The 3,151-nt window shown below is 61.5% G+C and carries 3 protein-coding genes; all 3 read left to right on the top strand.

All coding sequences use genetic code 11. From position 1 onward, the window contains the following. A partial coding sequence (locus tag EN879_RS29660) for a glycoside hydrolase family 16 protein (RefSeq protein WP_164774659.1) occupies positions 1-802 on the top strand: 802 nt, incomplete at its 5' end. Between the two features lie 101 nt (positions 803-903). Next, positions 904-2,649, top strand: coding sequence for a type I secretion system permease/ATPase (locus tag EN879_RS29655; RefSeq protein ID WP_063170807.1), 1,746 nt, complete (start codon positions 904-906; stop codon positions 2,647-2,649). Beyond that, the coding region (locus tag EN879_RS29650; protein ID WP_127274438.1) for a biotin/lipoyl-binding protein at positions 2,649-3,151 on the top strand (503 nt) is incomplete at its 3' end. The genes EN879_RS29655 and EN879_RS29650, both read left to right, overlap by 1 nt.

Genomic DNA, 3,151 nt, shown 5'->3' with positions numbered 1-3,151 from the left:
CAAGACCATCGACCAGTTCAGCGCCAACCAGTTCGATCTCGCCCTGGACAAGTCGCATCTGACGCTCACCTTCTCGGACGAGTTCAATACGTTGAACCTGCACAGCGGTTCTAGCGGGACCTGGGATACGAACTTCTGGTGGGGTGCTCCGAACGGCAGCTCGCTCACCACCAACAGCGAGCTTCAGTGGTATATCGACACCAGCTACGCCCCCACGAGTTCGGTCAACCCGTTCAGCGTACAGGACGGTGTTCTCACCATTACGGCCGCCCGGGCTCCCGATGCGATCAAGCCCTACATAAACAACTATGATTACACGTCAGGTCTGCTGACGACCTACCATTCCTTCGCACAGACCTACGGCTATTTCGAAATTCGAGCCGACATGCCCGAAAAGCAGGGTGCATGGCCGGCCTTCTGGCTTCTTCCGGCGGATGGCTCCTGGCCGCCGGAACTGGACGCAGTGGAGATGATCGGCCAGGATCCCAACAAGCTCACCCTGACCAGCCACTCGAATGCCACGGGGTCGCATACAAAAGTGACCTCGACCGTATATGCAGCGGATACCGCAGGGTTCCACAAATATGGGGTGCTTTGGACCCCAAGCGAACTGGTCTGGTATTTCGACGATGTCGAAGTTGCCCGCGCACCAACGCCTGCCGACATGCACAAGCCAATGTATATGCTGGTCGACCAGGCTGTCGGCGGCATGGCGGGAGCGCCCGCCGACGGGCTTGCCACCCCTTCTGAAATGCACGTCGACTATGTTCATGCCTACGCGCTGAATGACTGGTTCATCTAGGTGCCATGCTGGAAGATGGAGTGAAACCGACATCCTTCACCAACTGGTCTCGAACGCGTTCATTGCCGCTTGCCGCCGCACTAGGCCCGAGGTGAAGGACGATGTCTCACTCCCGCCCTTCTGAGCCGCCGCGAACAACGCTCACGGCCGTATTGGCTTCCTTTCGGCGGGCATTCGCCGGCATCGCCTTGATGAGCGGGGTCGTCAATGTCCTGGCGCTGACCGGCTCGTTCTTCATGCTGCAGGTCTACGATCGCGTCATCCCCGGCCGCAGCGTGCCGACGCTTGTCGGCCTTTGCTTGTTTGCGGGCACGCTGTTCCTCTTCCAGGGCGTTCTTGAGCTGATCCGATCGCGGCTGCTGGTGCGTATCGGCATGGCGCTCGATGCGCGGCTCAGCGGGCAGGTCTACACCGCACTGATGCGTCTGCCGTTGCGCACGAAGCTTCCCGGCGATGGCTTGCAGTCATTGCGGGACCTCGATCAGGTCCGATCGTTCCTGTCGAGCGCTGGGCCGACCGCGCTGTTCGACCTGCCCTGGATGCCGCTTTATCTCGCAATCTGTTTCCTGTTCCATTTCTGGATCGGCATGACCGCGCTCTTGGGCGCCATCATTCTGTTTGCCCTGACCTTACTGGCGGAACTACGCACGAGGGAGACGGCGAAACGTGCTAACAGCCAGGCCGCTTCGCGCAACACACTGGCGGAAGCGACACGCCGCAACGTCGAGGTGCTTCAGGCAATGGGTTTTGGCCCACGCATTGCCGATCGCTGGTCTGCCGTCAACGACGACTATCTCAAGACGAATGCCAAGGCGAGCGATTTGGCGGGGACGCTCGGAACGATTTCGAAAGTCGTGCGCATGATGCTTCAATCCGGCATCCTGGCGATCGGCGCCTGGCTCGTCATCCATCAGGAGGCAACAGGAGGCATCATGATTGCCAGCTCGATCATAATGAGCCGGGCGCTGGCACCGATTGAACTCGCGATCGTGCATTGGAAGAGCTTCGTCAGCGCCCGCCAGGCCGGGGCCCGCCTCACCCACCTTCTGGGGCTGCTGCCCGAGGCTGCAACAACTGTCTCGCTGCCGCCGCCGTCGTTTCGCCTCTCGGTAGAGCGCATCAGTGTGGCGCCGCCGGGCGAGCGCCGCCTTGTCGTCCAGGATGCGGGCTTCGTGCTGGAGAAGGGCGCCGGCCTCGGCATCATCGGTCCGAGCGCTTCGGGAAAATCCTCGCTCGTCAGAGCCATCGCCGGCGTCTGGCTGCCAGTGCGCGGTACCGTCAGGCTCGACGGTGCGACGCTCGACCAGTGGTCGTCGGAAGACCTAGGCAAGCATGTCGGTTATCTGCCGCAGGATGTCGAGCTGTTCGACGGCACCATTGCCGAGAACATAGCTCGCTTCGAACCCCGGCCCCCCTCGGACAAAATACTGACCGCTGCGCGCGCCGCCGGTGTTCATGATCTGGTGGTTCACCTGCCTGAAGGTTATGAAACGCGCATTGGCGAGGCCGGGTCGGCGCTTTCGGCGGGCCAGCGACAGAGGGTCGCTTTGGCGCGTGCTCTCTATGGCGATCCGTTTCTTGTCATACTCGACGAGCCGAATTCCAATCTCGATGCCGATGGCGAAGCCGCCTTGACGGCGGCGATCCAAGGCGTGCGCGACAGAGGCGGCATGGCCATCGTGGTGGCGCATCGCCCGAGTGCATTGCAAAGTCTTGACCAGATCCTTGTCATGACGAACGGCAGCATTCAGGCCTTTGGCCCGAAGAATGAGATCATGACCAATGTGACCCGTCCCATCAGCGTTCCGTTGAAAGTTGTCCCAAGTCCTGAAGAGGCGGCGCTCTGATGCCGGAGAGGGCGACATCGGTGGTCGACCGGGCCATTCGACGTTATCTGCTTGGCGGCATTGCGACCTCCATCCTACTGGTCGGTGGAGCGGGCAGCCTTGCCGCCGTGATCGACCTCTCTGGCGCGGTCATTGGATCGGGAAAGCTGGTTGTCGATTCCAGCGTCAAAAAGGTGCAGCATCCGACGGGCGGCGTGGTCGGCCAAATCTTCGTGCGCGAAGGCGATGCCGTGCAAGCGGGACAGGTTCTGATTCATCTGGATGAAACAGTCACCCGCGCCAATCTGGCCATTGTCACCAAGAGCGCGGATGAACTCGATGCCCGCCTGGCACGTCTCAAGGCCGAGCGCGATGGTGCGGACGCCATCGGTTTTCCGCCGTCGCTGATGTCTCGGCGGGACGATCCGGATGTCAGCGGAACAATGGCCGGAGAGCAGTCGCTCTTCGAGTTCCGCCGGCAGGCACGCGCTGGCCAGAAGGCGCAGTTGGCGGAACGTATCTC

Origin of the sequence: Mesorhizobium sp. M7A.F.Ca.AU.002.02.1.1, from assembly GCF_003998535.1 — a bacterium.
Classification (GTDB): domain Bacteria; phylum Pseudomonadota; class Alphaproteobacteria; order Rhizobiales; family Rhizobiaceae; genus Mesorhizobium; species Mesorhizobium ciceri.
The sequence above is the reverse complement of the archived record's forward strand: the minus strand, read 5'-3'. Positions and strand labels throughout refer to the sequence as shown.